The following is a 25,785-nucleotide window of genomic DNA, read 5'->3' on the forward strand; positions in this document are numbered from 1 at the left end:
CAAAGGTCTGCCAATATAATCAAGTCTGTGAATTTTATACATCATCGGAGGTAGGTACATCGCGGTCTTCGTACCTGACGCGTATGCCGTGGTATACCTCCTGCACCGTATAATCCCGGCGGAGGGGGTGGCCTTCCCAGTCGGCAGGAAGCAGGATACGCCGCAGGTCAGCATGTCCTTCAAAGTGGATACCCACCAGGTCAAATACCTCCCGCTCGTGCCAGTCAGCCGTGCGCCAGATATGGCTGAGCGTAGGTACAGCAGGTAGTGGCTCATCCTCCTTATTACGTACCAGCAGTACCTTCAGCATGAGGCCGTGGCCGTAGGGGATAGAGTAGAAGTTATACACTACCTCCATAGTACCAGTCTCGGCGCCGTTATCAATCCCAGTCACACAGGCCAGGTGGTCAAAGAACAATCGCTCATCCCGGTGCAGGAAGCTACCTATGTCGGCTAGTCGTTCGGTGGATACTATAAGGTAAGGTTGAGGGGCATTATCAACGGAGTTGACAATGATCACTTCACCAAACTTAGCGGTAAGTGCCTCTTTTATTTCTGAAAAGTTCATTCGTTGGCAGGTAGTGTCGCCCCTCGGGGGCTTAATGGTTCTGTGCTTCTTGTTGCTACTAAAGTAGCGCTCCTACTGAGCTGGCGGTGGTTGACGCAGGATAGGCCTACTGTATCTTGAATTATACGTACTGTTACGCTACTACCTTGTCGGTATTGTGGGTTTCAGAGCTGAAAGGTACTTCGTTGGCTTGTGCTTCCGCCTCCATTTCCAGAAGCATTTTGGGAGCAAGCGGATGTTCCTTACGAATCTTATCCTGCAGCTTCATAAAACCTCCGATCAGCGCCTCAGGACGGGGAGGGCAACCGGGTACGTATACATCTACGGGTACTATGCGGTCCACTCCCTTTACGACATGGTAGCCGTGCTCCCAATAAGGGCCGCCGCAGTTGGAGCAGCTCCCCATCGAGATTACGTAACGCGGCTCGGGCATTTGCTCATAGAGGCGGCGCAGACGGTCGGCCATCTTAAAGGTAACGGTACCGGCTACGATCATCACATCGGACTGACGGGGCGAAGGGCGCGGAAAAATACCAAAACGTTCGAGGTCGTAGTGGGAGGCGTAGGTTGCCATCATTTCAATGGCACAGCAGGCTATACCGAATCCCATCGGCCACAGCGACGAAAGCCGGGCCCAGTTCATCAGGTCTTCGCTACTGGTCAGTATGATTCCACCGTCGCCGGTTTTTATGCGTTCCATAGTATAGTCTTTTAAAAAGATAGAGCCAGGTACCTGTAAGAGGTTCAGCCGCAGACAGCAAATACCTAACCGTTATCAGCTCTTTTTATACTTCTCATTTACCTGCTGGTACAGGCTGGTAGGTACGGGAGAGTCCACATGCGGCGTTTTGGGCTCAGGACGTACCCAGTCCAGGTAGCCTTTAGCCCAGGCGTAGGCGAGCCCCAGTACCAGTATGCCCACGAAAACGGTCATCTCGGCTAGGGCAAACCAGCCCCACTGACCATTGGTCTGCTGGATGAGATCTTCATTCCCAAATACAACAGCCCAGGGAAACAAAAAGATCAGCTCTACGTCAAAAAGTACGAAGATCAGGGCCACTACATAAAAGCGTACGTTGAACTGTACATTGGCATTGCCAAGGGGCTCTTCACCCGACTCATAGGTCGAGAGTTTTTCCTCATTGGGGTTATTAGGACGCAGTAAACGCGCCATGCCCAGCATCATAGATACCAAGGCAACAGCAGCCAGTATAAACAGAAAGATAGTACCGAAGTCAGAAAGCATACCAATGCATATCAAGTAGTCTCCGACAAAGGTAATTAAAAATGGGGTTGGGGTGGATAAGGTTCAAATTTGAACTTTTGAGCTATTGCTCAAGCGTATATTAATCCTTTGTAGCGGAAACTTTTAAAACTTTTTTAAGCTCAAAGTAGCATTCCCTTACAGGATTTAATCCGCTAATATCTTCATTACAGGGTGTTTGTACTTTATTCCGTTGTTCAAGTCCTGCTTTATAATCTCTTAGGAGTTCTATATGATCTTTAACAGGGGTCAAAGAGCCAATGCCTACTTGAATGGTATCAATGTCATACTGTTCAACCACTTCATAGCTTTTCAAAGCTTTATTATGCAGATATGTCAGATCCAATAAATCAACACAAGTAGTATTGATTAAACCGGAAGGTATCTGGCGTCCAAAAAGCTTATTCTGATTTAAGAAACACATTCCGTACCAGATCCCCTCATCATCCTGATCGAAATCTAGCACTATAGCTTTTACCTCTTGATTGTCAATCTCAAACTTTATTAACTGCCCAAATTGTAATGCCAAATCTTTTGTCTTAATGCCAGTCCAATCAGGTCTGAATATCTCAGGTGGCGCACCTGGGCTACTAAGTGAGGAACACCTGATAAATGTGAACAGGGGCAGTACTAACAGAATAATTCTTCTCATCCTCAAGTATAGGACTAATACACCAACCTAACCGGCCCCAGCAGTCCCGAAGGCATCAGTTCCCACTTGGAGGCGTCGAAGGGCTTGTACTGGATATCGACGATGTTGATGTCGTAAAACTTCTTCCAACCCGGCGACTGCTTATCCACTAGCCGCATGTAGTTAGCCGAAAGGTTGCTGACCTCTACTTCCAGCAGGTTATCCTTTGGCTTTAAAGTGCCTCCGGCTATGTCCAGTACAAAGGGTACTGACCAGGCCGTACCGATGGGCTTACCGTTGAGGCGAACCTCTGCCACTTCCCGCACATCACCCAAGTCCAGTGTCACACTCTTGCTATTGGCGACTGAGGCGGGCAGGTCAAAGCGGAGGGTGTAGCGCGCCGTACCGGTGAAGTACCCGGCTGAGTCGGATGTGGAAGTCCAGGATTGGGGGGCAGATAGGGTAGTGGGGGCAGGTAATGAAGGTTTGCCTTTTACAAAGTCTAGCTTCCACTGGCCCGGCAGCGCGTGTACCTGTTGGTTGGTAGTAGGAGCCGGGGCTGTTTTTTTAGTCGTTGCCGCTCGTACGAAGCACGACTGACCCGGCAGTAGCTTCAGGTACACTTCGGGCTGTCCGGCAGTGGTGCGGGCAGGAAGTACTGTGGTCTGATTCGTGAGCGGATCGTATTTTTCGACAGTACCTTTCAGGTGGGCCAGTTTGATCCATCCGCCCCGGTACTGGTCGTTCAGGTTAGCGATGAAGTACAGCGTGTTGTCATTCTGCTTTTTACGGATAAAGGTAAGGCCTTGCTCCGCCCATGTTTCCTGGGCTGCGTACTTATTCAGCACTTGCTGCCAGGTAGCACCTGCCGATACGCCACTACCACTTTGCAGGATTTTCAGTTTCTCCTCAAATCGCTGCTGGTGTGCCGCGTGTTCGCCAAAACCGGCGACGGTAGTAGGTACGTTTCCGGCAAATACGATTTTAACTCCGGCTTTGGAGAGGCGGATCAACTGGTCCAGTGTCTCTTCGGGGAGGTAGGTACTGGCGGGAATGAGGAGCGTTTTGTACGTGGTACTTCCGGTACTGATTACGCCGTTTTTATCGGCTTTCAGCCGTGACAGCTGCGCATCCGACACAAAGTCGAAGGCATACCCCTGCCGCCAGAGCTGCTCGGTGAGCTGGCCAAAGGGGAGTTGCAGGAGCCAGCGATCCACGTGGTGTACCTCCAGCTGATGGATACCTCCCGACGACTTGGCGGGTTTGGCCCACAGGTCATGGATGGGGAAGTACACCAGTACATCGTTGTCGGGCTGGCTGTTCTGCAGTAGACTCTGGCAACGCTCAATATACCCGTTGAGCAGGTGTAGGTGCTCAAAGAAGTGGGAAGTGGGACCAAAGTTGGTAGAGGCATAGAATAGCCAGCCGGGGTAGTCTGCCCGGGCGGGCGAGTAGGTAGTGCCGTGGTAGAAGATGTGGTTGATACCGCCGGTAAATAGTTCGTCGATCTGAGGCTTTACCTGCGACAGGGACACTTTAAAATGGTTGGCCAGCCAGGTAGCCGTTTCGGAACTTACGAGCTTCTTGCCCGAAAAATGAGCGGCCGACGACGCAAACTTCATTGCCAGCGGATGAGGAGCACCAAAGCGGTCTACCTCATAATCGGGGTCAATCCGGACTCCGGGAATAGGAAACTTGCTGGTACCAAAGGCTTCGGTTTCGGGTATGTCGGCTTCCTCGTACAGGTCCAGCAGGTTACCGGGCGAGCCGTGGGCCTGGTAGCGGGTCACGAAGCCGTGCTTGTGGCTCCACTGTATCCACGGGCGGGCGTAGCGCTCCCGTAGCAGCTCGGAGAGTGTCTGGTGATAATCTATCTTGACCAGCGTACTGGCTACGCTGGAGGTACTGTCCAGGAAGAGGGGGAGTTGCTGCTGCAAGTCGTAGCCCCGGCGCTTCCGGAACTCCGACAGGAAATCGTGCGCCCAGTTGGCACCGTACACCTCGTAGGAGTCGTTGTACATAGCACGGGGACGGGTTTTGGTTTTGGTGAACGCCGAATCAAACCAGGTCAGGTACTTGTCCATGGCACTGGCGCTGAACGGATCGAGTACCAGTCCCGCTCCGCCGGGTGCGGATCGTTTTACCTGCTGGCGGGTAGGTTCTGCCACTAGTTGGCCTTCCACTACTTTCCACTTCTGCGCCCCCAGTTCTTTGCTGACATTGGGACCACCAAAAGGCCAGCCGGTACCCGTAGCCATATCTACACCCATGCCGAGGCGCTGCCCCTCCCGTACGGCGTGCTGCATCACGTCCAGCCACTTGTCGCTTAGGTAGGGGATAAACTGTTGCTCGTGTCCTTTAACGCCGTAGATAGGGATGATGGTTACGCCTCCCATACCCGCTTTGGATAATTGCTGTAGCTGCGTGGTTATGTCCTCTTTGGTAACGGCGCTACCCATCCACCACCACTGGGTCCAGGGTTTGGTGGTCGAAACCGGTTGAGCATCAAGACGCAGACAGCAGAAAAACAGCAGGAACAGGTATAAAAAGCGCATTGGTATAGGTTGATTTTAGAAATACAGACTGCAATGTGCGGCTTTTACACCTACGGCTCATGCCTATTTCTTACAAAGTAGTACGGGTTTACTTTAACGAAAGCAGGGGGATCTGGTGGATGGCCTGCCAGTAGGTCAGGATGGTAAAGCCCAGCATGAGCAGGAAGGCCGCGGTTACCCAATACGTACCCCGGGAGGTACCCGCTGACCTATTACCAAGCCAGGCGCCCAGGAGCATAAGTACCTGCAGGCCGTGTAGTCCGATGAAGTGGGCTACGCGAAGGTCGCCGTACTGGGTACTCCAGTTGAGGAAAGTCAGGCCGGAACCTCCATCGGCGGCGCCTACCGTATGACCGGCCTGCGATGACATATACATTCCTTCTATACTACCAATCAGGAATAGAAGAAGCCCCAGACGTACTCCCCAAAGGTACGGACGGGATAAAGAAGGAAAGCTGTCCCGCCAGTAGCGGTAGGTGAGAGTAACTACCAATACGGTATTATACATAATGAACAGGCCCATCAGCGCATAGATAATAATGCCATCTGTACTGTCTGTATTATAATGTGATTTGACTCCGCGGGCAGCCTGCATGATAACGGCTACCATCTCTATACCCATACATAGAATAATTTGCCAGGTAAAAAGGCGGACGTACCGTTTATTCTGAATATCTCCTATCAGCCAGACTAGGGTAAATAGATAGATACTCACTGAAATCATGAACTTAAAAGGCTTTATCCAGATATTTATTCCTAAAAGCTGCTGCTGACTGAACAGAATGAGCAGCATAGTAACACCTGCCGCTACCAGATGAATGATGCCAGCATAGTACAGCGGGGCGTTCCGCTGGCGGAGTTGGGAGAGCAGGTTCATTAGAGTACTAGTTGAGGGCTTACTCATTTTTAGATTGTTGCATTAAAATACTTGAAACTCATTTTATTACTGTGTTACATTCCTATACACTACTTTCTATACGTTTCTCTTACCTTTGTGTCAGAGGCAATGGTGTCTGCCCGGAACCGTCCCAACTTTGGGAATGATGGCGCCTACTGAATGACAACTGTCATCGTAGACTATCTTTGTACCAATTATGACCGGGCACCGAACCATGATCTCAACCAAAGTAAAGCTTCTTCTTCGCTCATTTGAGCAAACCTCCTATGTTTTATTCGTTGTAAAGTGGCTGTTTATATCAGCTATCGTTGGTATACTGGCCGGTTCGGCCTCGGCTCTGTTCCTGGTTTCACTCGACTGGGTTACCAACTACCGCGAAACTAACACCTGGATCATCTGGCTACTTCCGCTGGGTGGATTGATCATCGGCCTGAGCTACCACTACCTGGGTCAGGATGTAGTCAAAGGCAATAACCAGCTTCTGGAGGAGTTCCACAGTCCCCGGCAGATTATTCCGCTCAAAATGGCTCCTCTGGTCTTGTTTGGTACCTTAGTCACGCACCTGTTCGGTGGATCGGCCGGACGAGAGGGAACTGCCGTACAAATAGGCGGCTCCATTGCTGATCAGTTTACCAGGTGGTTCCGCCTCAAGCCCCGCGACCGCAAGGTACTGTTGGTGATAGGAATCAGCGCCGGTTTTGCCTCGGTGTTTGGTACGCCACTGGCGGGTACCGTGTTTGCGCTTGAGGTACTCACCATCGGATTCCTGCGGTACGAGGCACTTTTCCCCAGTCTGCTAACCGCTGTGATCGCCGATTACACCTGCCATTGGTGGGAGGTAGGGCATGCCAGTTACTCAATTCCTTTCGTGCCGGAAGCCGAGCCGGTGGGTATACTATGGGCCATATTCGCTGGTATCCTGTTTGGACTGGCCGCTCTGACGTTCTCCCTTATCGTCCATTTTTTTGGCGATGTATTCAAAGCCAAAATCAGCTACCCGCCCCTGCGGCCGGTTTTTGGGGGCGTGGTGTTGGCCGTAGTAGTCTATCTGTTAGGTACTACGAAGTACATTGGCCTAGGCATACCTACCATCGTTGCGGCTTTTAGCGAACCACTACCCCCTTATGACTTCCTGCTCAAAATACTACTGACCACTTTTACCTTGGGAGCGGGATTCAAGGGAGGTGAAGTTACCCCCCTTTTCTTCATCGGAGCTACCCTGGGTAATGCATTGTCCCTATTCATTCCCCTGCCCGTGGCGCTACTGGCCGGGATGGGCTTCGTCGCCGTTTTTGCGGGGGCTACCAACACCCCCATTGCCTGTACCATCATGGGCATCGAGTTATTTGGTATCGAATGTGGTGTGTTTGTGGGAATAGCCTGTGTAACTGCCTACCTGTTCTCAGGGCACACCGGCATTTACTCCTCTCAGGTAGTGGGCAGCCCCAAGCATAGCTTATTCGGGCGAAGCACCGGAAAGAGCCTCTTGCAAATCAAAAGCCTGAAAAAGAAGTAGTGATCTAAAAGCTTCTGGGCGTGTTCATGACCTTCTTCCGGATACGTAGCTTTCGCTTTTTCTTTTTCTTCGTTTGTTCTTTGGGAGCCTCTTTGTCGGCAGGTACCTGCTGTAAAAAAATAGTAGATGGTACAGTGTTACTGGCAACTGGGCTACTGGCCTGAGTGGCAGCCAGAGGAACCAGCAGGAGTAAGGTCAAAAATGTGTTTTTCATAAGTGTGTGTTGTCAAAAGGAGTGTGGGATATTGAAACGGGACAAAGTAACGCATCTAAGTAATTCCTGACCAGGTTGAGGTAGTGATTCAGGTCAGGAGTTGGGTAGTTCTGCATTTTGGCGGCTTCGTCCCAGCGACGCATCCGGATGATTAGCTCAAAATAAGGGTTCCGCTCAAAGGCTTCGGCTTCTTCAGTCTGCATAGGTCCGCCCTGAAAGCCCAGCGTCTGCAGGCTGGCGTGTGACAGAGCCGCCAGGTACTCCGGGTGCTTATAGGTCAGGTACCTTTTAGCATTGACATGATTCTCAATAAGTACGCCTACCTTGTCCGAAAAGCCCCGCTTGCGGAGCCAGTCAGCGGCAACGCCTTCGTGGTCGCGCCGACCGTAGCCTTCCATCAGTTCTGCTTGATCATCCACCGGTAGCATATGACCAATATCGTGCAGAAAAGCCGCTAGTTGTACCTCTTCGTCGTAGCCTGCCTTGCGGGCCAGTTCGGCTGCCTGAGCCGCATGCTCAAACTGCGACACCTCCTCCCCATAATAGGGCTCCTGGCCGTACTGCTCAAACAGGCCTCGTAGCTCGTGCAGAATTTCGTTAGTCGTATAGGGCATGAAAGTAAGTAGTTCGCTGATTATTTCTGTAGGGCTTCCAGTACCGGCTTACCTGTCCAGCAGGTAGGGGTAGTAGCCCGGAATAGATGCGCTATGGTTACGGCTGTATCAAAGGTATCAATTGGTTGTTGCAAACGCACGTTTTTCCTGATGCCTTTGCCCGAAATAATCCAGGGAATATTGATCTCGGCGGGGCTTGTACCGCCGTGGCCTTTGTTAATGCCGCCATGGTCAGCCGTTACGATCACCACCGTTTCGTTGATCATACCGGCCCGGCGCACAGCATTCATAACCTGACCGATCAGGGAGTCGGCTTTGCTTACTGATGCATAGTAGGCGGGGGTACCGTGACCCATCTCGTGGCCAAAGTGATCTACGTGGTCGAGGTGGATAAAGGTGAAGGCTGGCTTTTCGGTAGCAATGTACTCGGCGGCCCGCTGGGCGGTGTCATCTTCTCCCTTACGGTCTTCCTTGACGGTACATACATCATCTTCCAGCAGCCTACCGAAGTCATCCCAATCATAAAAAGTAGCAATGGTAGCTTTCGGCATCCTTTCCCGTACTACTCTGAAAATGGTGGGGAACAATTGACCATTAGCTCCACCGCAGTAGCTTCGGTTCGCGATGTCTGTACGTTTCCATTCGTTGGACCATATTTCGTGGTGGGCGGGTGAGGTACCCGTAATCATGGAAGCCCAGTTAGGACTACTGGAGGAGGGATATACAGCTTTGGCATTAAACGAGTGCGCCCCCGACTTCATCAGGGAGTCCAGTACCGGCGTAGGTGCCTTCTGTACCCCATCCGGACTCAGCCCATCAATGCCAATGACAATGACGTGGCCAGGCTGGACCGCACCAGGCTGGGCCGCACCAGGCTGGGCTTGTGTAGAAAAATATAGCAAGATTGAACAGATGAGTAACAGGTACTTCATAAAGAGTGAGTGGTAAGGGAGTGTTGAGTAGGAGAAAGATACGGAATAAGTGTCAAAAAAGCGGGGGATCAAAGAGCCCCCGCTTTAAGTCTATAACCAAACCTATGAGAATAAGTAGTGTGGATCTATTTCAGTATCCAAACCAGATCATTGATGTCGTCTTTACCACTGTACTGACGCTCAATGGCTGATTGGTAATTGGCTTCGTTGGTGGTACGCTCCGAGAAAGGGTACTGCCAGCGCATGGCAATACGGCCGGAGTTGCCGGTACCAACGCCCGTCATGAACTTGGGGAAGCCCGTACGACGGTAGTTAAAGTAGGCTTCCATACCCGAGTTCATGAAGAAGGCCAGGTACTTCTGCGTAATGATCTGTTCGAGTCCGGCCATATTGTTGCCACTGTACTTCACCAGCGGCTGCGCATAGTAGGTATCAAAGTTGAAATCGACGGTGTAGCGGGCGAAATCAGCGGCATCGCGGCCACCGGTTTTGGAATATGTCATAGTAAGACTACCATCCTTCACCCCGTAAAACTCCTGCGAAGCCTTGATCCCCTTGATGTACCAGTCTTCGGCGGTGCCGGTAGCCCAGCCGCGGTTAATGCCTTCGGCTATGTTGAAGCACATTTCAGGGTACCCTACGATGAATACATTCTCACCGGTGTAGGTGGTGTAGTAGCGCGAGCGGCTTTGGAAGGAGTACGCGCCGGGGGCAAATCCGGCTCCGTTGTTACGACCCGCTTTTTCGGACATATCGGCCAGGTCTTCGCCGGAGCTGGCTCCTACAAAGGCTGTGAAGTCAGAAGGCTGCTTACCGGCTTTCAGTTCGGCACCGGCCGGTTCGGCAGTTACCATTACCCGTGGATCTTTACGCTCCACCAGCAGGCCGATGTACAGCTGGGCCATATTCTGACGGGTCGCGTCAAAGCCGAAGTTATCGGGGTTGGAAGGGTATTTGTTGAAGTTATTGGACTTGAACTCCAGGTTGTCAACCATACCCGTGAGCAGAGGGTACTGAGTTGGGTTGTTCAGCATTTCGGCAAAGCGGCCTTTGATATTCAGTTCGGCTTCACCCTCCTTTTTGCTCAGGCGGGTCAGTACACGTAGCTTGAAGGCATTGACTACCTTCTGCCATTTGCGCAGATCACCTCCGAAGTAGAAGTCCCCCGCTACCGAAGTTTCTCCCTTGGCAATGAGTGTAGCCAAATCAGCATTTGACTCATCCAGCCATTTCAGCACTTGCAGGTAGATATCCTTCTGCGAGTCATACTTAGGCGTAATGACTGAGGTACCCTGCAGCGCTTCCGACAGGGGAAGGTCTCCCACGCGGGCGCTCATCTGATCAAAGAAGAAAGCCCGGAAGAACTTACCCAGGGCCGAGTACGGATTCACATCAGCCGCACCCGAGCGCTTGGCTTCCTGCTCCATCTTAACCACGTTTTTGAGGGTATAGAAGTGATTGGGCATCTCAGACCACTGGTACTCGTTGTTGCCGTAGTAGTTGTAGTTGATGGCGTAGAACTGGTTCCAGCGCATCTCGGAGCTGAACGGGCGACCTGTGTTGTTGTACATGTCAAACTCAATGCCCTGCAGTACCAGCGAAGCAGGGGCGGTAACGGCCCGGTTAGGGTCTTTTTCGAGCTCCTCAAAGCTCTGCTCGCACCCGGTCAGCAGTAGGCCAACACTCACAAGGGCAAGCTGTATATAGTTCTTTACTTTCATTGTTAGTTGCGTATTTATGATTTGTTCTTCAGGACGTGGAGCCATTTCTCCTATCCTGCTTTCCTCCTTATTTCTTAAAAGCTCAGGCTGATGTTAACACCGTAGCGACGCGTCGAAGGAGTCTGTAGTCCGGAGCTGCCATCGGTGATATACTGGTTCAGATCCAGGTCTTTTTTCTCGGCAAAGTACAGCAGGTTACGGCCTACCAGTGAGATAGAGGCACTGCGTATAAAGCCGGACTTAGAGAGCATAGAAGCGGGCAGCGTATAACCAACCACTACCTCCCGCAGCATACCAAACGAGCGACTCATCAGGTTTCCTTCGTCAGAGTTGTAGTAGCGGCTTACCCAGTCCTGCAGGAACTGCTTGGTCGTATTGGGGGTAAACTGCAGCTCAGCCAGGTTGGTGATCTTACCTTCGGAGTCGAAGTTGAGGCTGGCGTTATTGGCTACCTGTACGCCTTCACCTACCCACGTCTTGTTACCCAGGTAATCCTGGTAGCGGGCTTCGCCCATTTCACCCTGTACCAGCGCTATGTGGCGACCACCGCGGAAGGTTTGTCTCTGGATGTAGTTGGAGATTACACCCCCGATGCGGCCGTCGAACTGGAAGCTCAGGTTGACGTTGCGGTAGGAGAACTTGTTGTTGATACCGAATACAAACTTAGGATTTACGTGGCCCAGGAACTGGTTTACGGGCAGGTACACGGGGCGGCCCGAAGCGTCGTTGATGATCTCTCCGTCGGGGGTACGGGCGAAGGCACGGCCGTAAAACTTATCCAGGCGGTCACCCACTTTGAAGAACACGTTAAGGGCGTCTACTCCAGGATAGATCTCCGTCAGTACCTCCTTAAAGGTAGAGTAGTTAGCCACTACGTCCCAGTTAAGACCATCTACGCTTTTAAGCGGTGATCCGCTCAGAGAGGCTTCCAGACCGGTTTTTCGGGTCTTGATACCATTCACCAGGGCAGATCCGTAGCCGGTTGTGGTAGAGATAGGCAGAGAGAATATACGTGGACCTTCATTAGACACATAGTACGTTACATCCAGACCAATCCGGTTCTGCAGTACTCTGACGTCCAGACCTACTTCGGACTGGGAGGTAGAGCTAGGCTGCAGGTTGGGGTTGTTCATGGTGTTGGTAAAGTAGGCAGCCGGTGTATTGTTGTAGGCAAATGGTGTCGAGTACACCGCGGCGTTCTGGTAGGTAGGACCGTCGTAAGGCGAGTAGTACTGGTCACCGTAGCCGAGCGGGTTGCCCTCACCCAGAGCCGGGGTAGATCCGATGGTCGAGCGGGTCAGACCATCCTTCACGTTGGCATACGAGCCGCGGAGCTTGAAGAACGATACAATCTCCGGCAGGGGCAGGTAGTCAGATAGTACCGTAGAAGCAGCTACTGATGGGTAGAAGAATGTATTGTTACCAGTAGGCAGGGTCGAGAGCTTATCAACCCGTCCGGTGGTTGAGAGGGTAAAGTAGTCCTTGTAGGTAAAGTCGGCCGAGTAGTAGGCCGAGTTTACGCGCATGGCCGAAGCAAAGTTAGAAGTACGAACCGGGTTGGCCGAGTTGCTGAAGTTGTATAGACCCGGTACGTTGAGGTAGTCGGTCGAGCCCCACTGTGAACTGTACTCGAAGGTACGGATATTACCTCCGGCCCAAACCTTGGCATTGAGCCCGCTGAACAGATCTTTGTCAAACCGCACCAGCACGTCAGTGTTGTTCTCAAACAGGTTGCGACGGTCTTCGCGGTAGTCGCCCCGGCGCTCATCCCGACCGTACGAACCAGCCGAGTAGGGGAACTTCTCGTTGCGGAACAGGTTCCAGGTTGTTACCTGCGAACGCAGCATCACATCCAGGAAGTCGGTGAACTTGTACGTCATAGCCGCCTGACCAATGATGTCGGTCTTGTAGTGGCCACGGAGCCACTCGTAGCTCATGAAGTAAGGGTTGTTGTAACGCTGGTACTCCGCGTAGATCTGCTGGATACCTTCCTTGCCGGGCTGCCAGTAGTTGCGCATGTCAGCTACGTCCCAGTCGGCACCCGCCCAGAGTACCATGTTGTAGATAATGGAGTTAGGACCGTAGTTGATGTCCGGTACATTGGGCGTGTACTGGCGGTTGTACTGCAGACCCGACTCAAACTTTAGACGATCCGAGAACTTGTAGTCGGCCGTTACGTTGAAGTTAGTAATATTCAGCTTCGTGTTGGGTACTATACCCTTCTGGTAGATGTGCGAAGTCGAGAAGCGCAGGTTGTACTTATCACCTGTAGATGATACTGATACGTTGTTGGTCGAGAGAATACCCGGCTCCAGGAAGCGGGTCAGGTTGTCTGTACCACGAGCCACCCAGGGAGTAGGAATACGCTGTCCGGTCGCGGGGTCAATAGGACTATCGTACTGTGTGATCGGCTGACCTTCGAACTTAGGTCCCCAGCCTCCGTCGTAGTCACCGTCGTTGAGTCCTCCTCCTTTACCATCTACAAAGGCGTAGCGACCGTGATCACCTGGGCCGTACTGGTCCTGTACCTTCGGAATGGAGTAGAAGCCGTTATCCATCATGGTCGACGAGTTTACATCTACCGAGAAGCCGCGCTTATCCTTGGAGCCACGCTTGGTGGTGATCAGGATAGCCCCGTTCTTACCCCGGAAGCCATACAGGGCCGCCGCCGTAGCTCCCTTAAGTACAGAGTACGTTTCAATATCATCAGGACTCACGTTCCAGGTATCGGAGTTGACAGGTACCCCATCCACTACAAACAGAACATCCGAGTTACCACGCAGCTGGATGTTGGGGCGGCGCAGCAGTTCGGGTTGGGTACCTACGGTGAGTCCGGCTACTTTACCGGCCAGCGCGTTGATGGCGTTGGGTTCACGGGCTTTAACGGTCGTTGCACCATCTACCGTCTGAATGGCTACACCCGTACGGCGTACGTCTTTCTTGATACCCAGTGCCGTATAGACAAATTCCTGAAGCTGGCGGGTATCCGTATTCAGTGCTATGTTAATGATGGTCTGATTAGTGACAGGTACCTCCTGGGTCGAAAACCCGACAAAAGAGAATACCAGTGTTGGAGCGCTGCCGGTAAGGTTTACTTTATAATTTCCTTCGGCATCGGTGATCGTACCGGAGTTGGTACCTTTTATAACAACACTTACACCCGGTATCGGGTCTCCGTTGCTCTGGTCGGTCACACGTCCGGTTACGACCTTCTGGGCGGCCGCTGTCAGACAGGCTGCCAGCACCAGGCACAGTGTCGTGAAAAACCACCTGCTACCAGGGCTGGTGGGGGAGAGTTGTACACCTAGTTTCATACGTTTTTTGAATGGATTAGGGTAAGAAGTACGAGCTTGAGGGCCTTGATCAAGGGGCCCTAAAACTCGCCGCAAAGTTGGCAGGAGGTATTGAAGAAGATGGTTAAGCAGATGTGAAGCATTCTTGAAGAAAAAGTGCTCTTTCGGTCTCCAGCGATAACATTCAGGTAATAAAATGGTATTTACTGTAGTACTATTCTATTCAAATCGACTTTAAACAACCCTAATGTTCCACTATGAATACCGAAGTATCGCTCGAATTTTTTCAGGACATACTTATTACCATACACGAAAATATTCGTGACCTGCAGGGGAAGAAAGTATTTGCCGACCCCGAAGAGCAGGAGTACCTGTCGGGGCGGCTTTTTAGCTATACCGAAGCTCTGGAGATTATGAAAGATTCGGCCCGGCGCTTCGGCTACGATCCGCGTGAACTGGGGCTTTAGTTGCAATTGTGAGGCTATTCCTGTAAAAGATACAAACTATTTGTGGCTGGAGGCAGTATACCTGATCTACTTTTAGTATAAACAGGCGACTATCAATAAATCTGGCTGATACTAGTGACTAGTTTCCTTTCCGGATCTTGAGTTTGTTCCCAAACCTTCATTATATTTACTGGGTTTTTATTGTTGCTGGTAGTATTTTATTTTGCTTTCAAGCCTTTAATCAATAATACATCTATCAATAATTCCTGGTTGAATACAGCATTAAGGTGTCATGGTTGATCTAAAGGCATGAAAACAGTATATTTAGTGGATGATGATCAGGATGACAGGTATCTTATCAGGCAGGCCATCCAGCAGACAGGAGTACAGGTAGAGGTAATTGAGGCCGAAAACGGCCTTGAATTACTGCATTTGATCCAGCAGAACGATACGCTGTCCGCAGCCCTGATTCTTCTGGATATGAATATGCCAAAGATGAACGGGCTGGAAACAACCCTGGCTCTTAAAGCTGATGCTACCACCCTTGATATTCCTGTTGTAATGATCTCCACATCTTCCAACAAATCCCTTATAGAATCTGCTTACCAGGCAGGAATTAATAGTTTTATCACCAAACCCAGCAGCTTTCAGGAATTTTCTGAGCTGGGAGATCAATTAGCTGCCCGTTTCCTTTCTTAAAGATCCAGGTCAAGTAATAGTTCAGGTAAAACAGTTTGGATTAACAAGAGTTCTTTAGAAGAAACTCATTTGCAGGATATTATAGGTGGTACTACTATTCTGTCAGGATTGCATTACGCTAGTTTGAAAAATATTATCAGGAATGAGTAACATCAAAGCAAAATCTTTACCCTCTCTGCCCAAAGCACTTACCGGCATTAAAGGACTTGATGAGATAACCAAAGGTGGTTTGCCACAGGGCAGGCCTACCCTTATTTGTGGTGCAGCGGGGTCTGGCAAGACCCTTTTTTCCATGGAATTTCTGGTGCATGGGGCTCTCGATTTTAATGAACCGGGGGTATTTATGTCATTTGAGGAAAGAACGGATGAGCTGACTATCAATGTGGCCTCGCTGGGCTTTGACCTGGACCAGCTACAACAAGACAAGCTGATCAAGCTTGATCATGTACATATAGATCGCAGTGAAATTGAAGAAACCGGCGAATACGATCTGGACGGCTTATTTATACGCTTAGGCTATGCCATTGACAGTATAGGTGCCAAGCGGGTCGTACTAGATACGATAGAGAATCTTTTCTCAGGATTAAACAACCAGGCTATACTCCGGGCTGAACTCCGGCGCCTGTTTGGCTGGCTGAAAGATAAAGGCGTAACTACTATCATCACCGGCGAAAAAGGCGACGGAACCCTTACCCGTCAGGGACTGGAAGAGTACGTATCCGACTGTGTGATCCTGCTGGACCACCGGGTTGCCAATAAGATCTCTACCCGTCTGTTGCGCATTGTTAAGTACCGGGGCTCCGTTCATGGTACCAACGAATACCCTTTCCTGATTGATGAAGAGGGTATATCCGTCCTGCCGATTACATCACTCACCTTGTCTCACGCGGTATCAACTGAGCGGTTATCAAGCGGTATAGATTCTCTGGATAAGATGCTGGGAGGAGAAGGATTTTATCGCGGAAGTAGCATATTAGTGTCCGGAACCGCCGGAACGGGTAAGACCAGCGTCGCGGGTAGCTTTGCCAATGCGACCTGTTTGCGGGGTGAGCGGTGCCTGTATTTTGCCTTTGAAGAATCCCCCCAGCAGATTATCCGCAACATGAACTCCGTTGGTATGGATCTGCAAAGCCATATTGATAACGGATTACTCAAATTCCATGCTTCACGCCCTACGCTTAATGGGCTGGAGATGCACCTGCTGGTAGTACATAAGCTGGTCAAAGAATTCAGACCGAGCGTAGTGGTGCTGGACCCGATCACTAACCTGGTGACGGTGGGGTCGGCCAGTGAGGTCAAGAGCCTGCTGATCCGGCTTATTGACTTCCTACAGGCAGAGCAGGTTACGGTTATGTTTACGGCGCTTTCGTTCAAGGAGGTCATCTCTGAGCAAACCGACGAAACCGTATCTTCTATCGTAGACTCCTGGCTGCTAATCCGTGATATTGAGTTTAACGGGGAGCGTAACCGGGGCATGTACGTAATGAAGTCCAGAGGGATGAAGCACTCAAATCAGGTGCGGGAGTTTGTTATCTCGCACAAGGGATTGGACCTGGTGGATGTATTCCTGGGGCCGGAGGGTGTACTGACCGGCTCGGCCCGCGAAGCCCAGCAACTGCTCGAAAAGGCGGGAGTCGTACTAAGAGACCATGCTGTGTCTCGTAAAGACCGTGAGATAGAGCGGAAGAGGAGTGTACTCGAATCAAAGATTGCCAGCCTGAATGAAGAGTTTGAATCCCTTCAGGAGGAGCTCAATAAAACCTACATAGAAGAACAACTCCGAAAAGAGGTTTTAGAGAAAAATCGTGAGGAAATGACACGCAGCCGGGACCCCCGTAAGTAACAGGCCTGTTTAACCTACATCCAACAATAACTGAATGGAAGAAAATAAAGAAATCTGGGAGCTGAGACTATATATAGCGGGTAAAACGACCAAATCAGTAACAGCTTTGAATAACCTCAAAAGGTACTGCGAAGAACATTTGAAGGATAAGTATGTTATAGAAGTCATCGATTTACTTGAACATCCTCAGCTTGCAGAGGGCGACCAAATCCTGGCTATTCCAACGCTGGTCAAAAAAGTGCCGGAGCCAATCCGGAAAATTATTGGCGATCTTTCCAACGAAGAGAAAGTGCTGGTTGGATTGAATATACGACCCGCAAAAAAAATGGAATGAACGATACATTAGATATAAATCAGTGCAGGGACAGCGAAGAAGAAGACAAGTACTATGTTCTGCGTTTATTCATAACGGGAGCATCAGTTAACTCTCTGAGGGCTGTCACAAACATCAAAAAAATTTGTGACACGTATATTAAAGACAACCATTCGCTGGAGATCATTGATGTATATCAGGAGAAAGAACTGGCAGAAAAAGAACAGATTATAGCCCTACCCCTTTTGATCAAAAGTTTCCCACTACCTGAAAGAAGACTGATTGGAGATCTGTCGGATACTAAGAAAGTACTTAAAGGTATTGGCATTACATTCTGATTTTAATGAGCACACCCAAGACGTATGAGCAGTTGGTGAAAGAGAACCAGGAACTTCTTTTGCAACTGGAAGAAGCTAATGAAACCATTGAAGCAATCCGTACGGGACAAGTAGACGCGCTCGTTGTCAAAGGGTCGGACAATGAACACCAACTTTATACGCTGAAGACAGCCGATCAGACCTACCGTGTTTTTATCGAGAAAATGAATGAGGGAGCGGTGACGCTCAATGAGGATGGAATTATCCTGTACTGCAACACGATGTTTTCATCCATGATCAACCTGCCGCTTTCAAAGGTAGTAGGTATGAGGTTCGAGTTACTGATTCCTGACGATTGTAAAGAGCTATATCAGGATGTATTCAGGAACGGCTGGCATAAGGATAGTAAGACTGAGCTAAGCATTATCAGCGGCGATAGCCAGATTCCCTGCCTGTTTTCGGTTACTACTCTGCAGTTGGATGAGGGAAAGGCACTCAGTGTTATCCTGACGGACCTGACCTTTCAGAAAGAAGTACAGGCGCTGCTCAAAGAAAATAATAAGCGGCTTGAAGATATTAATAACGAGCTGGAGATAAGCAACCACGACCTTCAGCAGTTTGCCTCCATTGCTTCCCATGACCTGCAGGAGCCACTCCGTAAGATCCTGATCTTTTCTACCATGCTCAGAGATAGAAATAAGAATTTACTATCCGAAGAGAGTAAGGTATTCCTGGAAAAGATCATTTCGTCATCCAGCCGAATGAAGTCCCTCATTGTTGATATCCTGACCTATTCACGTCTTTCTACCCATACCAACAGGTTTACAGTAATAAGCCTGAAAGATATTGTAAGGGAAATCATAGAGGACTTTGAAGTCCTGATTGAGGAAACCGGAGCTATAATTCAGGTGGATGATCTTCCGGAAATAGAAGTGAATAGGGGGCAGATCAAACAGGTATTTCAGAATCTGATCAGTAATTCCATCAAGTTTTGTAAAGCCGGTCAGCAGCCGGTGATCCGTATTACGGGTTGTTATAATGATGATGTTATTGAGCAGGAAGGTATAGATACAAATGGTACCTGTTGCATTACGTTTACAGATAATGGAATAGGATTTGATGACAAGTATAACGAAAAGATATTCTCCCTGTTTGAGCGCCTCAACTCCAAGGACAAGTTTGAGGGGTCGGGGATAGGACTGGCTATCACCAAAAAAATCATTGATAAGCATAAGGGGAAAATCGTAGCCGTGAGTCGGGAAGGAGAAGGAGCGCAGTTCCTGATTACCCTGCCCCTGAGGCAAAATATAGACTAACCCCTGGACCCCGCTCCATCTTATCGCTCAGTAGGTTTAGCGCTTTCAGCTTTATTAATAGAAGATATTTCTCTGCCAGTAGTAGGCCAATGGAGCGAATTAACCTTTACCATTTTATGTTTGGCGATTTTCTGCCAACTTTGCAAAAAGCCTTTTTTATTCGCATGCTTTCATCCCGAATTGGTATTTTAGGTGGTGGTCAGTTAGGTCTGATGCTGTTACAGGCCGCCATTGACTGGAATTTAGATATAAGTATACTTGACCCCGATGCCGAAGCACCCTGCAGCCGCATTGCCCCCCGCTTCGTACACGGCTCCTTACAGGACTATGATACGGTCTATAACTTCGGAAAAGACCTTGATGTCATCACTATTGAGATCGAAAAGGTAAACGTAGAAGCACTGGAAGCTCTGGAGAAGGAAGGAAAGCGGGTCTACCCGCAGCCGGCCGTGATCCGTCAGATTCAGGACAAGCGTATACAGAAGCAGTTCTACCGCCAGCATAACCTGCCAACGGCCGATTTTTTACTTACGGAAAATCGGGAAGATGTTAAAAATCAGGCCCAATTTTTGCCTGCTTTTCATAAGCTGGGACGCGACGGCTACGATGGCCGGGGGGTACAACGTATTACATCCATTGATGATATAGATAAGGCCTTCGATGCACCGGGTGTTCTGGAAAAGGCCGTTCCCTTTGAGAAAGAGATAGCCGTTATTGTAGCGCGTCGTCCTTCGGGTGAGGTCACTACATTCCCGACGGTCGAGATGGCTTTCCATCCCGAGCTGAACCTGGTGGAGTACCTATTCGCTCCGGCCCAGCTGAACGAGGCCGTAGACCAGCAGGCCCAGCAACTGGCCCGGCAAACCGCCGAGGCATTCGGTATAGTAGGTTTGCTGGCCGTAGAAATGTTTGTAACGCCTGAGGGGGAGGTACTTATCAACGAAGTAGCTCCGCGTCCACATAACAGCGGTCACCATACCATCCGGGCCAACGCCACCTCGCAATTTGAGCAGCACTGGCGGGCTATTCTGGATCTGCCACTGGGTAGTACCTGTGCCTACGGCCCCGCCGCTATGGTAAACCTGCTCGGCGAAGATGGCTATACCGGTCCTGCCTACTACGAAGGTATGGAAACACTACTGGCTACGGCGGAGGTATTTCCGTTCCTGTACGGCAAGGCCATTACCAAGCCTTTCCGAAAAATGGGTCATGTGACCGTGATGGATACTGATCTGGAAGCTTTGAAAGAAAAGGTAAATCTGGTGAAACAGAGTATCCGGGTAATCAGTAAAGGCGGAGCCTGATTGAAAAATAATCGGGTAAAATACTAAACGCCGCGGAGGTTTGGAGGTTAATACATCAGAAGGCTGTTACCACGCGGAAAAAAGAGTAGATACCAGATACCTGAAATGAAATAAATACTAGCCTATAGCCTAAGGCTTATAGCATATAGCTAATAAAAATATGATTGGAATTATAATGGGGAGCATCTCGGACCGGAAGATCATGCAGGAAGCTGCTGATGCCCTGACTGAACTGGGAGTCTCTTTTGAAATGGAAATTGTTTCGGCTCACCGTACGCCCGACCGGATGTTTGAATATGCTCAAAGCGCCCGTCAGCGTGGCCTGAAAGCGATCATTGCCGGAGCGGGTGGCGCTGCTCACCTGCCGGGTATGGTAGCTTCGCTAACCTCCCTGCCGGTAATAGGAGTCCCCATTCTTTCCAGCAACTCTATCGACGGCTGGGATTCGGTACTGTCCATCCTGCAGATGCCGGGAGGTGTACCCGTCGCTACGGTAGCCCTTAACGGTGCTAAAAATGCCGGTATACTGGCCGCTCAGATCGTTGGAAGTCAGGATGCTGAAGTAGCGGCCCGGCTTGATAGGTATAAGGAAGAGCTTAAAGGGAAGGTAGCCGAAATGAATGCTCAGCTGAAAAAGTAGTAGAGTAGTGAATATAACGGGCCTACTGCGTTCGTTACAATAGTAGAAGTATAAAACAGTCTATTACCCGATTAGTAAACCCACTGTACTATGGAAGAAGAAAGTCCAAAGAAACGTAATGTTCGGCCAACTGAATCGTCCAACCTGCCCCTGATTACATTGGTGGTACTGGTGCTTATAGTACTTGGGCTCCTGTTTGTAGGGTACGAGTACATCGCTGACGATACAGCCGGATCGGAAGAGCTGACCAATATCATACCTGATACAACCAGCAGCGTTTCGCCGCTTATAACCAATACAGATCCGATATTGGCCGAGCCGGAACGGATTGACTCCAGTCTGGTCATTGACTCAGCGCCTGTTACTACTTCCGATGAGGGAACAGTGGAAGTCCCGGAGGAAGTAGCTGAAACACCAAAGCCAGCTCCACCTGCGCCCAAGCCTGCTGCCCGGCCGGTCGATGTTGGTGGTACCTCTACCACGCATACTGTAAAACCCGGTGAAACCTTCTTTGGTATAGCCAGTCGTTATAATCTGAAACCGGAGACATTGAGGTCACTGAATCCGGATGTGGAGCCAACCGAGATCAAATCGGGGGTTACCCGGCTGAATGTCCGGGTTAAGACCATCCATACTGTCGGCCCCGGCGATGTGTTGCGGGTAGTGGCCAGTAAGTATGGCATCAGCAAAGAACTTCTTATGCAGGCCAACGGAAAGAGTAAGGACTTCGCTCAGCGGGGAGAAAAGCTCGTCATTCCGTTTGCCGACAAAAAGTGATATTCAAGTAGTTATAGGTTATAAGCCTTAGGGGGCAGTAACAGGTGCATCGGCCAGCAGGCCACTCCGGTTACTGCCCCTTTTTTGCTAGCTCTCTTAGCTTTCTTCGTAGTTCCAGTAGCTGGAAGGGCTTGGCAATGTAGTCATCAGCCCCAATGTATTCAGCAATAGAAGCCCCATTGGCATGTGCTGTAAACAGCACTACGGGGATAGGAGAGGGGGTCTCAGCCCGGTAGTCGGCCAGTACTTCCCTGGCCACATCGGCCTCCATCATGTTGTCCAGTAAAATCAACGCAGGGCCTACTTCATTGACCTCCTCTTGCATTTGCTGCGGATTCTTTCCTATACACACTGTAAATTCCTTACGCACAACCTGAATCAAAAGCTCCTGTAGATGCAGATCGTCTTCATAGACCAGAATAACGGACATAGTATTAGTTTTAGCTGTTGTGGATATAGCTGCGTGGTTGAGTTAAAGGGGGTGAAAGTTGTATATACTCCATAGAGTCAAGCAAAAATGCGAAGGCGGACTGCGCTCCCTTTATTATTTCGGATTGGGAAAGCCTACCGGATTGCTGGTCCAGGAAGGCCAGAAAACGCTTCCATTGAGACCCTGTGTCGGTAGCGTACACGCCATAATAGTGAAAAGAAAGGCCCTCTAGCAAGCCTGTCTGCACCAGATGTTTTCTGATTACTTTACCACCCAGGGTCGACCCCTCGGCTACGTAGCAGGCACCTAGTAGTTCTGCCTCTGACGTCAATGGCCAGGCAGGCATATCATCGGGTACTATCAGGTCCAGCTCAGCGAGGTCAGCCAGCAATAGCTCTGTTTTGTATCGGTTATGTACCTCGTATTCCTTTCGAAGTGCATCATACGATTGCAGGGCCTGTTCCAGACTATTGTTAAACCGGTACTGAGCCAGTGTGATAGCCCCTAGTTGCTGTCGGTTAAGTTGATTGCTGACAATGTCATTTACAAACAGCGCCTTTTCAGTCTTATCGTGCAGCTCAGCTGTTGCCGCTTTTAATTGAACGTGAAATGGATTCATTCTATTCTTAATTCTAAAAATATTGATTGCTTACAATCCAGAACTTATGGGCATGGTCGAGTTGCTGGGCTCGCCCTTTGTAGCTACTTGACTTGACCAGATAGCCCGTAGCTCCGGCTTCGTATGAGTTTTTGATATCAGAAGGATAGTCAGATGTACTGAATATGACCAGAGGCAGGTGACGGGTTTTCTGATTTTGACGAAGAGAGCGAACAATTTCAACACCGCTCAGACCGGGAAGGTTCATATCCACCAGGATTAACCGGGGGGATACTGGATCTGTGTTCTCGCCATTCAGCAGGGAGATTGCTTCGCTTCCCGAGCCGGCTACCTCAAAGGTGAGCGTCTCATCTATCTTTTTTACGATTCGTTCGAAGAATAGAACATCATCCGGATTATCCTCGATGTACAGTATGTCTACCTTTTTCATGAAATAAAAGCAATGGTGTGTTTGAGCAATGGTTATTAACTGGGCAAAGCAGATTCAAAGGATTCACGTGTTGGTAAAGCCACAAAAAAAGTCGTGCCTTCACCCTCCTTGCTCTGAAACCAGATTCGTCCGCCATGCCGGTTGACGATACGCTTGGCTATGGCCATGCCAACGCCATGACCTTCGATATTGGAGGTGTTGTCAAGCCGTTTGAACAGATCAAATACCTTGCTTGCCTGGTTCATATTGATACCCATCCCGTTATCTTTTACGGAGTATATGGTCTCATTGCCTGTCACGGTACCCTCTATTTTTATCTGAGGATCGGCCGATGCCACCGAGTACTTGTAGGCATTGGAGATAATATTGGCAAAGATCTGCCCGATCATGGTCGGGTCGCCATAGAGGGGCGGTGTTGCGCCGATGGTTACTTTAGGCTTGTGAGAGGTAATGGCTACGTTGAGATCCTCTACCAGTGTATCTATCACTGTATGCATCGGTATATCCTGCTTTTTGATATCCGAGCGTGACAGGCGGGCGTAGCTCAGTACGTTCTGGATAAGCATGCTCATACGGTCTGCTGACCGCAGTATCCGGTCTATTATATGCTTGGCTTCATCATCTAGCTGCTCATCAAAATCTTCCAGCAGGATTTCGGTATAGCTCTTGAGCGAAGTCAGCGGGGTACGCAGGTCGTGCGAGATCGTATAGCTGAAAGCATCCAGCTCTTCGTAAGCTATTTTGAGCTGATCGTTGAGGCGACGGATTTCGTTAGCCTTCTGCGTGACAACATGCAGGATATCTTCCCGCAGGCGCAGGGCCGCCGATATTTCTATATCTTCCCAGGGACAGGAACTGTTCTTCACCTCCTGTGTCCATTTTTCGAAACTCTTGCGGGGGCTTAGCCGTACGGTACCGTCTTCCTCATGGCCTGTAACGCTTTTCTCCGGATTACCGGCCCAGGTCACAAGCTGTATCTGTTCGGGCTTGAACCATAGTACATATTCACCCAGGATAGGAGAAAGACAAATGGCCATCAGTCCCGATGCTTTGTCTTTGTAATGAAGAGCCGGGACAAACTGATTGGGGAGGTGAGTAGTCTGGAAGAAGTTGTCCGCCTTGATGCTTACCAGCCATTTTACCAGATCCTGCACTTCCTCCTCGGATGGAGTCTCACCGAGCAGGTGTACTTTGTCTTCAAATACCAGAGCCGCTCCCGTACCTTTGGATATCTGCAGGATGTTGTCTTTCCCGTTGACCAGCCCATCGGCCACATTCCGGTCTTTGGTCATCTGGATCAGCAGTTGCTGACCCGTAGAGTAGATCTGGTTCGCAAAGTCGCTGTCGGTTTCGTCGCGGTGGTGCTCCAGTGTAGCCGACAGGATCTGGCTGATAAAGCGGGCCGTATTGCGGGCGGGGTAGTCCACAAAGCGGGGAGTGTAGTGATGACAGGCAATAAGCCCCCACAGCTTGCCTTTGACGACCAGCGAAATGCTCATACTGGCCATTACTCCCATATTCTTGAGGTACTCAATATGAATAGGGGATACCGCGCGAAGTACTGAGTCGGACAGGTCCAGGATATTGCTGCCCGGCTTTTCGTCGGGGTATAGGCGGGCACTGCTGGAAGAAACGTCGGATATGAGCCGGACCAGGTTGCGAAGGTACAGCTGGCGGGCCTGCTTCGGGATGTCAGAAGCAGGGTAGTGCAGACCAAGGAAGGGTTCCAGATGCGGCTCTTTTTGCTCCGCTACGACTACGCCGTGCCAGTCCTCCATAAACTGGTACACCATCACCCGGTCAAAGCCGGTGATACTCTTCACCCACTTTGCGGCTCGGTCGAGCAGCAGGGTCAGGGTCTTGGCGCCCTGTACTTCCTGTAAGGAGCGGGTGATGAGCTTCTGGTAGTCCAGTACATCCATCCAGGTGACCCGGGGCTCAAATTCCAGCACCACGTACTCTCCTGAGGCATGTATGATCAGGTTCATCTCCTGATCGGCTACCTGCATCTGTTGCGGATTGAGCCACTCAAACGACTGGTTGCGGCGCCCTACATTGAGTAGTTCTTCGAGGGCCGAACCTGGTACCGTGGATGCGATATACGCGTCAAGTACCTGTACGGGCTGGTCTATGAGCGCTTCGGCTGATGCCCTGATATACTGACTGATATTGGTACTTACCTTTTTGATCAGGTAGGAGTCTTTATGTACGGCTACCAGAAAACCGTGGGATTGGATGCTGCCGGGGATGTGAATAGGCTCCCGATCGCAGCTGGTCAGATCAACGTCTTGCATGCAATAAAAAAAGTACTGGAAGTAAGAAAACAGAACTGGTTTTTCAATCAGGTAGACCTTGCAGGAAAAGTACTAAGACTCGGCAGGCAAAAGTAGACTTTGTAGTAAGTACCATGACTTACCATTACTGAGTGAAAAGAGCCTCGTTCGA

General features: G+C 50.1%; 25 protein-coding genes and 1 riboswitch. Of the genes, 10 read left to right on the forward strand and 15 right to left on the reverse strand.

Annotated features, from left to right (window positions below; all coding sequences use genetic code 11):
• Positions 1 to 34: 34 nt before the first annotated feature.
• The 6 genes from JUB14_RS06530 to JUB14_RS06555 form a co-directional block, all read right to left on the reverse strand.
• A complete protein-coding gene (locus tag JUB14_RS06530; RefSeq protein ID WP_207505065.1) occupies positions 35 to 568 on the reverse strand; it encodes an NADH-quinone oxidoreductase subunit C in 534 nt (177 codons plus the stop codon).
• A gap of 133 nt (positions 569 to 701) precedes the next feature.
• The gene (nuoB, locus tag JUB14_RS06535; protein WP_207505066.1) at positions 702 to 1,268 is read right to left on the reverse strand and encodes an NADH-quinone oxidoreductase subunit NuoB; all 567 of its coding nucleotides are present in this window, start codon (positions 1,266 to 1,268) and stop codon (positions 702 to 704) included.
• Positions 1,269 to 1,343: 75 nt separating this feature from the next.
• The gene (locus JUB14_RS06540) at positions 1,344 to 1,814 is read right to left on the reverse strand and encodes an NADH-quinone oxidoreductase subunit A (RefSeq protein ID WP_207505067.1); all 471 of its coding nucleotides are present in this window, start codon (positions 1,812 to 1,814) and stop codon (positions 1,344 to 1,346) included.
• Positions 1,815 to 1,914: 100 nt separating this feature from the next.
• On the reverse strand, positions 1,915 to 2,484 hold the full coding sequence (locus JUB14_RS06545; RefSeq protein WP_207505068.1) for a hypothetical protein: 570 nt from the start codon (positions 2,482 to 2,484) through the stop codon (positions 1,915 to 1,917).
• Between the two features lie 14 nt (positions 2,485 to 2,498).
• Positions 2,499 to 5,018 (reverse strand): glycosyl hydrolase, encoded by a 2,520-nt coding sequence (locus JUB14_RS06550; protein ID WP_207505069.1) that lies wholly within the window; start codon positions 5,016 to 5,018, stop codon positions 2,499 to 2,501.
• A gap of 88 nt (positions 5,019 to 5,106) precedes the next feature.
• Positions 5,107 to 5,895 (reverse strand): hypothetical protein, encoded by a 789-nt coding sequence (locus JUB14_RS06555; protein WP_207505070.1) that lies wholly within the window; start codon positions 5,893 to 5,895, stop codon positions 5,107 to 5,109.
• 116 nt (positions 5,896 to 6,011) lie between these two features.
• A riboswitch (Fluoride riboswitch) is annotated at positions 6,012 to 6,078 on the forward strand.
• A 52-nt stretch (positions 6,079 to 6,130) separates the two neighbouring features.
• Here JUB14_RS06555 and JUB14_RS06560 point away from each other — a divergent pair.
• Positions 6,131 to 7,432 carry a voltage-gated chloride channel family protein gene (locus JUB14_RS06560; protein ID WP_207505071.1) on the forward strand — a complete coding sequence of 434 codons (1,302 nt, stop codon included), beginning with the start codon at positions 6,131 to 6,133 and terminating at the stop codon, positions 7,430 to 7,432.
• Between the two features lie 4 nt (positions 7,433 to 7,436).
• Here the strand turns inward: JUB14_RS06560 and JUB14_RS06565 are convergent, their stop codons facing one another.
• From JUB14_RS06565 to JUB14_RS06585, 5 genes are all read right to left on the reverse strand, one after another.
• Complete coding sequence (locus tag JUB14_RS06565; protein ID WP_207505072.1) at positions 7,437 to 7,646, reverse strand: hypothetical protein; 210 nt, start codon at positions 7,644 to 7,646, stop codon at positions 7,437 to 7,439.
• Entirely contained in the window at positions 7,643 to 8,260 is a 618-nt protein-coding gene (locus JUB14_RS06570; RefSeq protein ID WP_207505073.1) for an HD domain-containing protein, read from the reverse strand. Before JUB14_RS06570 ends, JUB14_RS06565 begins: the two co-directional genes overlap by 4 nt.
• 20 nt (positions 8,261 to 8,280) lie before the next feature.
• A complete protein-coding gene (locus JUB14_RS06575; protein ID WP_207505074.1) occupies positions 8,281 to 9,192 on the reverse strand; it encodes an alkaline phosphatase family protein in 912 nt (303 codons plus the stop codon).
• A 125-nt stretch (positions 9,193 to 9,317) separates the two neighbouring features.
• Positions 9,318 to 10,913 carry a SusD/RagB family nutrient-binding outer membrane lipoprotein gene (locus JUB14_RS06580; RefSeq protein ID WP_207505075.1) on the reverse strand — a complete coding sequence of 532 codons (1,596 nt, stop codon included), beginning with the start codon at positions 10,911 to 10,913 and terminating at the stop codon, positions 9,318 to 9,320.
• A 74-nt stretch (positions 10,914 to 10,987) separates the two neighbouring features.
• Positions 10,988 to 14,227 (reverse strand): SusC/RagA family TonB-linked outer membrane protein, encoded by a 3,240-nt coding sequence (locus JUB14_RS06585; RefSeq protein ID WP_207505076.1) that lies wholly within the window; start codon positions 14,225 to 14,227, stop codon positions 10,988 to 10,990.
• Positions 14,228 to 14,463: 236 nt separating this feature from the next.
• On the opposite strand from JUB14_RS06585, the gene JUB14_RS06590 reads away from it, so the two are divergent.
• From JUB14_RS06590 to JUB14_RS06630, 9 genes are all read left to right on the forward strand, one after another.
• Positions 14,464 to 14,673, forward strand: coding sequence for a hypothetical protein (locus JUB14_RS06590; RefSeq protein ID WP_207505077.1), 210 nt, complete (start codon positions 14,464 to 14,466; stop codon positions 14,671 to 14,673).
• Positions 14,674 to 14,961: 288 nt separating this feature from the next.
• On the forward strand, positions 14,962 to 15,351 hold the full coding sequence (locus tag JUB14_RS06595) for a response regulator (RefSeq protein WP_207505078.1): 390 nt from the start codon (positions 14,962 to 14,964) through the stop codon (positions 15,349 to 15,351).
• A 142-nt stretch (positions 15,352 to 15,493) separates the two neighbouring features.
• On the forward strand, positions 15,494 to 17,194 hold the full coding sequence (gene kaiC, locus JUB14_RS06600) for a circadian clock protein KaiC (protein WP_207505079.1): 1,701 nt from the start codon (positions 15,494 to 15,496) through the stop codon (positions 17,192 to 17,194).
• A 34-nt stretch (positions 17,195 to 17,228) separates the two neighbouring features.
• On the forward strand, positions 17,229 to 17,528 hold the full coding sequence (locus JUB14_RS06605) for a circadian clock KaiB family protein (RefSeq protein ID WP_207505080.1): 300 nt from the start codon (positions 17,229 to 17,231) through the stop codon (positions 17,526 to 17,528).
• Entirely contained in the window at positions 17,525 to 17,845 is a 321-nt protein-coding gene (locus tag JUB14_RS06610; RefSeq protein ID WP_207505081.1) for a circadian clock KaiB family protein, read from the forward strand. The genes JUB14_RS06605 and JUB14_RS06610 overlap by 4 nt, the downstream gene beginning before the upstream one ends.
• A 5-nt stretch (positions 17,846 to 17,850) precedes the next feature.
• Complete coding sequence (locus tag JUB14_RS06615) at positions 17,851 to 19,140, forward strand: sensor histidine kinase (protein WP_207505082.1); 1,290 nt, start codon at positions 17,851 to 17,853, stop codon at positions 19,138 to 19,140.
• 164 nt (positions 19,141 to 19,304) lie between these two features.
• Positions 19,305 to 20,444: a 5-(carboxyamino)imidazole ribonucleotide synthase gene (locus JUB14_RS06620; RefSeq protein ID WP_207505083.1), complete on the forward strand. Its 1,140-nt coding sequence runs from the start codon at positions 19,305 to 19,307 to the stop codon at positions 20,442 to 20,444.
• 160 nt (positions 20,445 to 20,604) lie between these two features.
• Entirely contained in the window at positions 20,605 to 21,084 is a 480-nt protein-coding gene (gene purE / locus JUB14_RS06625; protein WP_207505084.1) for a 5-(carboxyamino)imidazole ribonucleotide mutase, read from the forward strand.
• A 90-nt stretch (positions 21,085 to 21,174) separates the two neighbouring features.
• The gene (locus tag JUB14_RS06630) at positions 21,175 to 21,861 is read left to right on the forward strand and encodes a LysM peptidoglycan-binding domain-containing protein (protein ID WP_207505085.1); all 687 of its coding nucleotides are present in this window, start codon (positions 21,175 to 21,177) and stop codon (positions 21,859 to 21,861) included.
• 70 nt (positions 21,862 to 21,931) lie between these two features.
• On the opposite strand, the gene JUB14_RS06635 is transcribed toward JUB14_RS06630, so the two are convergent.
• The 4 genes from JUB14_RS06635 to JUB14_RS06650 are packed head-to-tail and all read right to left on the reverse strand — an operon-like array spanning position 21,932 to position 25,634.
• Complete coding sequence (locus JUB14_RS06635; RefSeq protein ID WP_207505086.1) at positions 21,932 to 22,291, reverse strand: response regulator transcription factor; 360 nt, start codon at positions 22,289 to 22,291, stop codon at positions 21,932 to 21,934.
• Positions 22,292 to 22,301: 10 nt separating this feature from the next.
• The gene (locus JUB14_RS06640; protein WP_207505087.1) at positions 22,302 to 22,910 is read right to left on the reverse strand and encodes a biliverdin-producing heme oxygenase; all 609 of its coding nucleotides are present in this window, start codon (positions 22,908 to 22,910) and stop codon (positions 22,302 to 22,304) included.
• Between the two features lie 13 nt (positions 22,911 to 22,923).
• Positions 22,924 to 23,340: a response regulator gene (locus JUB14_RS06645; RefSeq protein WP_207505088.1), complete on the reverse strand. Its 417-nt coding sequence runs from the start codon at positions 23,338 to 23,340 to the stop codon at positions 22,924 to 22,926.
• Positions 23,341 to 23,375: 35 nt separating this feature from the next.
• Complete coding sequence (locus tag JUB14_RS06650; RefSeq protein WP_207505089.1) at positions 23,376 to 25,634, reverse strand: ATP-binding protein; 2,259 nt, start codon at positions 25,632 to 25,634, stop codon at positions 23,376 to 23,378.
• Between the last annotated feature and the right edge of the window lie 151 nt (positions 25,635 to 25,785).

This window comes from Telluribacter humicola (assembly GCF_017355935.1).
Lineage (GTDB): Bacteria > Bacteroidota > Bacteroidia > Cytophagales > Spirosomataceae > Telluribacter > Telluribacter humicola.

Coding starts and splice junctions, on each gene's coding strand:
- JUB14_RS06580 (WP_207505075.1), bottom strand. CDS start 10,913: ATGAAAGTAAAGAACTATATACAGCTTGCCCTTGTGAGTGTTGGCCTA.
- JUB14_RS06575 (WP_207505074.1), bottom strand. CDS start 9,192: ATGAAGTACCTGTTACTCATCTGTTCAATCTTGCTATATTTTTCTACA.
- JUB14_RS06530 (WP_207505065.1), bottom strand. CDS start 568: ATGAACTTTTCAGAAATAAAAGAGGCACTTACCGCTAAGTTTGGTGAA.
- JUB14_RS06545 (WP_207505068.1), bottom strand. CDS start 2,484: ATGAGAAGAATTATTCTGTTAGTACTGCCCCTGTTCACATTTATCAGG.
- JUB14_RS06635 (WP_207505086.1), bottom strand. CDS start 22,291: ATGTCCGTTATTCTGGTCTATGAAGACGATCTGCATCTACAGGAGCTT.
- JUB14_RS06560 (WP_207505071.1), top strand. CDS start 6,131: ATGATCTCAACCAAAGTAAAGCTTCTTCTTCGCTCATTTGAGCAAACC.
- JUB14_RS06565 (WP_207505072.1), bottom strand. CDS start 7,646: ATGAAAAACACATTTTTGACCTTACTCCTGCTGGTTCCTCTGGCTGCC.
- nuoB (WP_207505066.1), bottom strand. CDS start 1,268: ATGGAACGCATAAAAACCGGCGACGGTGGAATCATACTGACCAGTAGC.
- JUB14_RS06620 (WP_207505083.1), top strand. CDS start 19,305: ATGCTTTCATCCCGAATTGGTATTTTAGGTGGTGGTCAGTTAGGTCTG.
- JUB14_RS06555 (WP_207505070.1), bottom strand. CDS start 5,895: ATGAACCTGCTCTCCCAACTCCGCCAGCGGAACGCCCCGCTGTACTAT.
- JUB14_RS06590 (WP_207505077.1), top strand. CDS start 14,464: ATGAATACCGAAGTATCGCTCGAATTTTTTCAGGACATACTTATTACC.
- JUB14_RS06570 (WP_207505073.1), bottom strand. CDS start 8,260: ATGCCCTATACGACTAACGAAATTCTGCACGAGCTACGAGGCCTGTTT.
- purE (WP_207505084.1), top strand. CDS start 20,605: ATGATTGGAATTATAATGGGGAGCATCTCGGACCGGAAGATCATGCAG.
- JUB14_RS06605 (WP_207505080.1), top strand. CDS start 17,229: ATGGAAGAAAATAAAGAAATCTGGGAGCTGAGACTATATATAGCGGGT.
- JUB14_RS06630 (WP_207505085.1), top strand. CDS start 21,175: ATGGAAGAAGAAAGTCCAAAGAAACGTAATGTTCGGCCAACTGAATCG.
- JUB14_RS06585 (WP_207505076.1), bottom strand. CDS start 14,227: ATGAAACTAGGTGTACAACTCTCCCCCACCAGCCCTGGTAGCAGGTGG.
- JUB14_RS06610 (WP_207505081.1), top strand. CDS start 17,525: ATGAACGATACATTAGATATAAATCAGTGCAGGGACAGCGAAGAAGAA.
- JUB14_RS06540 (WP_207505067.1), bottom strand. CDS start 1,814: ATGCTTTCTGACTTCGGTACTATCTTTCTGTTTATACTGGCTGCTGTT.
- JUB14_RS06550 (WP_207505069.1), bottom strand. CDS start 5,018: ATGCGCTTTTTATACCTGTTCCTGCTGTTTTTCTGCTGTCTGCGTCTT.
- JUB14_RS06595 (WP_207505078.1), top strand. CDS start 14,962: ATGAAAACAGTATATTTAGTGGATGATGATCAGGATGACAGGTATCTT.
- JUB14_RS06650 (WP_207505089.1), bottom strand. CDS start 25,634: ATGCAAGACGTTGATCTGACCAGCTGCGATCGGGAGCCTATTCACATC.
- JUB14_RS06645 (WP_207505088.1), bottom strand. CDS start 23,340: ATGAAAAAGGTAGACATACTGTACATCGAGGATAATCCGGATGATGTT.
- JUB14_RS06615 (WP_207505082.1), top strand. CDS start 17,851: ATGAGCACACCCAAGACGTATGAGCAGTTGGTGAAAGAGAACCAGGAA.
- kaiC (WP_207505079.1), top strand. CDS start 15,494: ATGAGTAACATCAAAGCAAAATCTTTACCCTCTCTGCCCAAAGCACTT.
- JUB14_RS06640 (WP_207505087.1), bottom strand. CDS start 22,910: ATGAATCCATTTCACGTTCAATTAAAAGCGGCAACAGCTGAGCTGCAC.